Genomic DNA, 6,888 nt, shown 5'->3' with positions numbered 1-6,888 from the left:
AGGAATGAAGTGAAGGAACCGCGCAGCGGCGCGAGGACCGCCAGCCCCTGCCCGGGACCAGACTGCGTTATCACCTGTCGCTTAACTGACCAGCATTATGCCACTGGCAGCCTTTTTTCTGTTCCGATTGATAGCGCGGCACTCAGCCGTTGCGATCGGGGCGATCAATGATGTGATCTTCCCAGTCCCGCACTTCACTCTCACGCACCGCAATATACCGCACCGAAATACGCTGCGCATGCATCGCTGTTTTCGAACCGGCCCGCAGCGGATGCCATACGGGTAAATCTTTGCCCTCACCCAGCAGCCGGTAGGCGCAGGTGCGCGGCAGCCAGTTGAAGGTCGTCAGATTTTCGCGCGTTAACTTGATGCAATCCTCTTCAAGCTCGAAGCGGCGCTCATAGTTACGGCACTGGCAGGTTTTAATATTGAGCTGATCACAGGCGACATTGGTGAAGTAGATCTCATCGGTGTCGGCGTCCTGCAATTTGTTCAGGCAACACTGTCCACAACCATCACACAAGGATTCCCATTCCTCATCGCTCATTTGTGCCAGGCGTTTTTGTTGCCAGAAAGGGGTGTCAGTCATGATGATTTGTCCGGATTGTGCCTAAACCGCACCTTATAAAGCCTATGCGACGGTGATGCAAGTTTTTAGAGTACGCGCGTGCTGATGCCGTGACCCGCCAGTGAAACTTCCAGCTGATCACCCGAGCGCATCGGGCCTACCCCTTCTGGCGTACCGGTCAGAATCACATCGCCTGCACGCAGGGTAAAGTAGTGGCTCATGTGGGCAATCAGCGGCAGGATTTTATGAATCATGTCTTCGGTATTGCCGTGCTGACGCACTTCACCGTTCACCAGCAATTTAAGCTCGACGTTCTGCGGATCGCCACTGAATTCCGTCACCGGGATAAAACCGGAGACAGGACAGGCGTTATCAAAGCCTTTGGATTTTTCCCACGGCTGGCCCGCTTTTTTCAGCCCGGCCTGCAGGTCACGCAGTGTCAGATCCAGCGCCACGCCATAACCTGCAATCGCCTTAGCCACATGCGCATCGGTCGCCTGCTTCAGTGTCGCGCCGATCAGCACCGCCAGTTCAACTTCATGATGGACCTCGCCAAACGCGTCGGGAATAGAGAGCGGCTGACGCAATTCACACAGCGCCGTTTCCGGCTTGATAAAGATCACCGGTTCGGTTGGGGTTGCGCTGCCCATCTCTTTAATGTGCTTTGCATAATTACTCCCGACGCAAACCACTTTGCTGACCGGAAAATCTAACAGAGCGCCTTGCCAGTTACGATGCTGATACATGCTCATCCCCTGTTCAGGTTAGGTGTGATGCCAGCGCTGCTGGCGGGTTGATGTTTGCTCATGCGTTGATCGAAATGCCAACCTCATAGCGTGATAATAAGATCCTTTTAACGGTCCGGGGTGCGTAATTTGTCAGAAAGCGTAAATGCAGGCGTTGAAGCGCTGAATAATCGTACAAATCGGGAGAAAAAATTGAGCAGGGAATTTAAAAAGGGGTGAAACAGATAAGCTGCACCGTTAATTTTGCGCAGCATCAGGGCAATATTATCCTGCCAGGATCGCACCGACAGGATTTATATTTACAGAAGAATCCGAGTTAAAGTTTTTTATCGGCCTGTAAATGAATGTTGAGGAGACTTTCAATCGGCGGAGGGAGCTGTAAATAATAGCCCTGCTCGCTCAATCCCTGCTTAACTTTATTGATATCCGCATTAGCCAGCCTGTCCCGCCCCGCCAGCTTAAGCACCATCGCCAGCTGCGGCTTGCCAAAGCCTTTCAGCAATTCTTCCGGAACGCGCGAGAAATCGTCCTTTTTTTCAACATAGAGATAAGTCTGGTCACGTAACGGGCTTCTGTAGATCACACAAAACATATTTTTTACTCGAATTAACCGGCGTTGAGGCTTGTCTGAATATAGCTGTAACTATAACATGCTTGCAGAACTTCGAATATTCACCGTTAGCGCTTCCACGATGATTTTATCATCGCCAGGCTTTCGGTAGTGAAAACAGGACTGAGTCGGGACAGATGTCGCAAACGCCAATCGAATTCAAAGGTAGCAGTTTCACCCTGTCTGTCGTCCATTTGCATCACCATGACCCTGCGGTGATTCGCAAGGCACTCCAGGACAAGATTGACCAGGCTCCAGATTTCCTGAAAAACGCGCCGGTGGTACTTAACGTCTCGACATTAAGTGCCGATGTTAACTGGAAACTGTTGCAACAGGCGGTTCTCGCCACCGGTTTACGCATTGTCGGCGTAAGCGGCTGCAAAGATGAAGCGCTGAAACGTATGATCGCCCGTGCCGGCCTGCCCGTGCTGGCAGAAGGTAAAGAGGCCAGACCGCAAGCCGCCGCGCCGCAGCCGATACCAGAACCACTGCCGGCTGTAACCGAAACGGTAGCAACGAAAACCCGCATCGTGAACACCCCGGTGCGCTCGGGCCAGCAGATTTATGCGCGTGATGCCGATTTGATCATCACCAGCAGCGTCAGCGCCGGCGCTGAACTGGTCGCCGATGGCAATATTCACATTTACGGCATGATGCGCGGTCGCGCCCTGGCGGGTGCCAGCGGTGACCGCAACTGCCAGATTTTTTGTACCAACCTGGCTGCCGAGCTGGTCTCGATTGCCGGAGAGTACTGGATCATGGATCAGATCCCGCAAGAATTTTTTGGTAAAGCTGCGCGCCTGTGCCTGCAGGATGGCGCGCTGACTATCCAGACACTTAATTAGGCCCCTTTTCTTTTGTTAAGGAAATCAACATTTATGGCACGCATTATTGTAGTTACATCCGGTAAAGGGGGCGTTGGTAAGACCACGTCAAGCGCGGCCATCGCCACCGGTTTAGCGCAGAAAGGCAAAAAGACAGTTGTGATCGATTTTGATATCGGTCTGCGTAACCTGGATTTGATCATGGGCTGTGAGCGCCGTGTGGTCTACGACTTTGTTAATGTAATCCAGGGCGATGCCACACTGAACCAGGCGCTGATTCGCGACAAACGCACGGAGCAGCTCTACATTCTGCCTGCGTCGCAGACCCGTGATAAAGATGCGCTGACCCGTGAGGGTGTTGAAAAAGTTCTGAACGATTTGGCTAAGATGGAGTTCGATTTCATCGTCTGTGACTCACCGGCAGGGATTGAAACGGGCGCACTGATGGCGCTCTACTTTGCCGATGAAGCCATTATTACCACCAACCCGGAAGTCTCTTCTGTCCGCGACTCCGACCGCATCCTCGGCATCATCTCATCCAAATCCCGTCGCGCTGAAAACAGTCAGGACCCGGTGAAGGAGCATCTGCTGCTGACCCGCTATAACCCTGGCCGGGTGAACCGTGGCGATATGCTGAGCATGGAAGATGTGCTGGAGATCCTGCGCATTCCTCTGGTCGGCGTGATCCCTGAAGATCAATCGGTGTTACGTGCCTCTAACCAGGGCGAACCGGTGATTCTTGACGGCGAATCTGATGCTGGCAAAGCCTATGCCGATACCGTTGAACGGTTGCTCGGTGAAGTACGCCCCTTCCGCTTTATCGAAGAAGAGAAGAAGGGTTTCCTGAAACGCCTGTTCGGGGGATAAACCATGGCATTACTTGATTTCTTTTTATCCCGGAAGAAGAACACTGCCAATATAGCCAAGGAAAGGCTGCAGATTATCGTGGCAGAACGGAGAAGGGGCGACAGTGAGCCCCACTATCTTCCGCAACTTAAGCGCGACATTCTGGAAGTGATTTGCAGATATGTGAAGATCGATCCAGAAATGGTAACGGTGCAGCTCGACCAGAAAGGTGATGATATCTCGATTCTGGAGCTGAACGTGACGCTGCCGGAAACGGATGAAGTGACTAAATGACGCTGACCGTTTGCTGAATTTCCCCTGCGCTCTGGCAGGGGAAATTTAACCGGTTAACAACCCGCCAGAATTTCCTCAATGCCGGGTTTCAGCAGTTCGCCCCGCCATCCGGTAAGTAACTCCGGCTGACGTCCCTGCGGCTTCAGGCCCCAGTGCTGACTTAATACCTGATTAATCTGACGTCGTGACGCCAGCAGCTCCTGACTGAATCCACTCTGCTCGCTCACCTGCTGCACCAGCGCTTTCATCGCTTTAAACACCGGCTTGTAGTGCGGATGGTCAATCAGATTGCCCAGCGGAGCCGGCAGTTCGCTCTCATCCAGCGCCTCAGCTTCTGCCACCAGCGCCACCAGGGCTTTGCCGTGGAAACGAATCTCGTGGCCTGACAGCCCCAGATGATCCAGCTCGCCCAGTGAGCCTGGCATAAAGCGCGCTACTTTCCACAGGTGCTCTTCGCGCACCACAAAGTTAACGGCCATATCTTTTTCACGCGCCAGCTTCAGACGCCAGGCCGCCAGTCGCTGTAACGCCGCCAGCTGACGCGGACGTAACTGCCAGGCATTGGTAATATCCCGCCAGGCTTCATCCGGCGACAGGCTATCCAGACGACGCTGACACAGGTTATCGCACTCACTGAGTGCCGCCGACATATTGCCGGCCTCTTCCGTATTGATCATCAGCTGACGCGCAATTGGCAACAGATAGTGAACGTCCGCCGCCGCATACTCGCACTGACGCTGGGTCAGAGGGCGTGCCAGCCAGTCCGTGCGTGATTCACTTTTATCGAGTTCGACCTGAGTGAAATGCGCCACCATTGAGGCAAAACCCCAGGAGAGCGGCTGGCCAGAAAAGGCCGCCAGAATCTGGGTATCGATCATGGGCGTCGGCAGCACGCCGAAACGGTGCAGGAAGACTTCCAGATCTTCACCCCCGGCATGCAGGAATTTGGTGACGCTGGTGTCGGTCAGCAAGGCAATAAAGGGTGACCAGTCACGGATATTCAGCGGGTCAATCAGCACCAGTTGCTGATCGTCGAACAGCTGGATCAGGCCAAGCTGAGGGTAGTAAGTGCGGGTGCGGACAAATTCGGTATCCAGGGCCACCGCCGCGTGCTGGCGCGCTTTCTGACACACGTCTGCCAGTTGATCATCCTGGTCGATAAGGGAATAGTTCACGTCTGATTTTCACCGCAGCCAACAACGCGCGGCGCTCCATGTTAAAAACAATAAAAACGCCGGACATGCCGGCGTTCAACCTCAATTTCTGCCCGGATTCAGCTCGCGCCGGGTTTCGCCTCGTCGCGCAGCTCACGCCGCAGGATCTTGCCGACATTGGTTTTAGGCAACTCATCACGAAACTCAATGATTTTCGGCACCTTGTAACCGGTCAGCTGACGGCGACAGTGATCGAGCACCTCTTCTTTGGTCAGCGACGCATCTTTTTTCACGATGCAGACTTTTACCGCTTCGCCAGAAAGATCGCTGGGGACACCGATAGCCGCGGCTTCACGCACTTTAGGATGCTGCATCAGCACGTCTTCGATTTCATTCGGATAGACATTAAAACCTGATACCAGAATCATATCTTTTTTGCGGTCAACGATGCGAATAAAGCCTTCCTGGTCAACGGTAACAATATCACCGCTGTGGAGCCAGCCATTTTTCAGCACTTCCGCTGTCGCTTCCGGATGCTGCCAGTAGCCCAGCATCACCTGCGGGCCGCTGATGCAAAGTTCGCCCGGTTCACCCGGAGGAACTTCATTGCCGTCGTCATCCAGAATCAGCACATCGGTCGAGGGCACCGGCAGACCGATACTGCCGGTATGACAGCTGATGTCATAGGGATTGACCGACACCAGCGGAGAACACTCTGTCAGGCCATAGCCTTCCAGCAGATAGTGTCCGGTCAGTTTTTCCCAGCGCTCGGCCACCACTTTCTGCACCGCCATTCCGCCACCGGCAGAAAGACGCAGCGTTGAAAAATCGAGTTTATTAAACTGCTCATCGTTGAGTAGCGCGTTAAACAGCGTATTCACGCCGGTAATGGCGGTAAACGGAAATTTCCCCAGCTCTTTAACAAAGCCGGGGATATCGCGCGGATTGGTGATCAACAGATTCTGACCGCCCAGCTCCAGGAACAGCAGGCCATTCACCGTTAAGGCAAAGATGTGATAAAGCGGCAGCGCGGTGACAACACACTCTTTACCATCGCGCAGCACTTTGCCGTAGGTCGCGCGGGTCTGCTCAAGATTCGCCTGCATGTTGCGATGGGTCAGCATCGCCCCTTTGGCCACGCCAGTGGTGCCACCGGTGTATTGCAGGAAGGCGAGATCGTCATTGGAGACCGTCGGGCGTTGATAATTGAGCGTTTCGCCGACTTCCAGTACGTGGCGAAATGAGATTGCCCCCGGCAGATGGTATTTGGGCACCAGCTTCTTCACATACTTAACGACAAAGTTAACCAGCGTCGCTTTTATCGGCGCCAGCTGATCGCCCATCCGGGTCAGGATGACGTGCCGCACAGCGGTTTTCGCCACCACTTTTTCCAGCGTGTGCGCAAAATTCGAGACAATAACAATCGCACTGGCCCCACTGTCATTGAGCTGATGCTGCAGTTCGCGCGGCGTATAGAGCGGATTCACATTGACCACGACCATACCTGCACGCAGCACACCAAACAGGGCCACCGGATACTGCAGTAAATTCGGCATCATCAGTGCCACCCGGTCACCCGCTTTCAGGCCCAGCTGTTGCTGAAGATAGGCGGCAAAAGCGCGGCTCTTCTCTTCCAGCTGACGATAACTCATCTTCTGACCCATGTTCAGGAACGCGGGTTGATCGGCGTAGCGTTTTGCGGCCTGCTCAAACAGATCCACCAGCGAGGTGTAACGATCTGCACTTATTTCGGCAGGCACATCTGCCGGGTAGCGTTTCAGCCAAACCTTATTCAAGGATCCACCCCGATAATTTTGTTGTATTTCCATCGCTGCCTCAGCCAATC

The 6,888-nt window shown here is 53.9% G+C and carries 8 protein-coding genes; 3 read left to right on the top strand and 5 right to left on the bottom strand.

Annotation, left to right across the window (positions count from 1 at the left end):
• Positions 1–142: 142 nt before the first annotated feature.
• The 3 genes from ACK13D_RS15960 to ACK13D_RS15950 all read right to left on the bottom strand — a co-directional run bounded on the left by ACK13D_RS15960 (position 143) and on the right by ACK13D_RS15950 (position 1,906).
• On the bottom strand, positions 143–589 hold the full coding sequence (locus ACK13D_RS15960) for a YcgN family cysteine cluster protein (RefSeq protein WP_010260578.1): 447 nt from the start codon (positions 587–589) through the stop codon (positions 143–145).
• A 65-nt stretch (positions 590–654) separates the two neighbouring features.
• Positions 655–1,314, bottom strand: a complete 660-nt coding sequence (locus ACK13D_RS15955; RefSeq protein WP_192073286.1) for a fumarylacetoacetate hydrolase family protein — start codon at positions 1,312–1,314, stop codon at positions 655–657.
• Positions 1,315–1,630: 316 nt separating this feature from the next.
• Positions 1,631–1,906, bottom strand: coding sequence for a YcgL domain-containing protein (locus tag ACK13D_RS15950; RefSeq protein WP_010260572.1), 276 nt, complete (start codon positions 1,904–1,906; stop codon positions 1,631–1,633).
• Between the two features lie 155 nt (positions 1,907–2,061).
• Between ACK13D_RS15950 and minC the strand changes: the two genes are divergently transcribed.
• The 3 genes from minC to minE are packed head-to-tail and all read left to right on the top strand — an operon-like array spanning position 2,062 to position 3,888.
• Positions 2,062–2,769 carry a septum site-determining protein MinC gene (minC, locus tag ACK13D_RS15945; protein WP_010260571.1) on the top strand — a complete coding sequence of 236 codons (708 nt, stop codon included), beginning with the start codon at positions 2,062–2,064 and terminating at the stop codon, positions 2,767–2,769.
• A 33-nt stretch (positions 2,770–2,802) separates the two neighbouring features.
• A complete protein-coding gene (minD, locus tag ACK13D_RS15940) occupies positions 2,803–3,615 on the top strand; it encodes a septum site-determining protein MinD (RefSeq protein ID WP_010260569.1) in 813 nt (270 codons plus the stop codon).
• A 3-nt stretch (positions 3,616–3,618) separates the two neighbouring features.
• Positions 3,619–3,888 (top strand): cell division topological specificity factor MinE, encoded by a 270-nt coding sequence (gene minE / locus ACK13D_RS15935; RefSeq protein ID WP_008925314.1) that lies wholly within the window; start codon positions 3,619–3,621, stop codon positions 3,886–3,888.
• A gap of 53 nt (positions 3,889–3,941) precedes the next feature.
• Here minE and rnd read toward each other — a convergent pair whose 3' ends face one another.
• Positions 3,942–5,063 (bottom strand): ribonuclease D, encoded by a 1,122-nt coding sequence (gene rnd, locus ACK13D_RS15930; RefSeq protein ID WP_061703877.1) that lies wholly within the window; start codon positions 5,061–5,063, stop codon positions 3,942–3,944.
• Positions 5,064–5,161: 98 nt separating this feature from the next.
• Positions 5,162–6,838, bottom strand: coding sequence for a long-chain-fatty-acid--CoA ligase FadD (gene fadD / locus ACK13D_RS15925; RefSeq protein ID WP_010260565.1), 1,677 nt, complete (start codon positions 6,836–6,838; stop codon positions 5,162–5,164).
• Positions 6,839–6,888: the final 50 nt, after the last annotated feature.

Source organism: Pantoea sp. K16 (assembly GCF_048452805.1).
GTDB lineage: Bacteria > Pseudomonadota > Gammaproteobacteria > Enterobacterales > Enterobacteriaceae > Pantoea > Pantoea agglomerans.
This window is presented reverse-complemented; position numbering and strand designations above follow the sequence as displayed.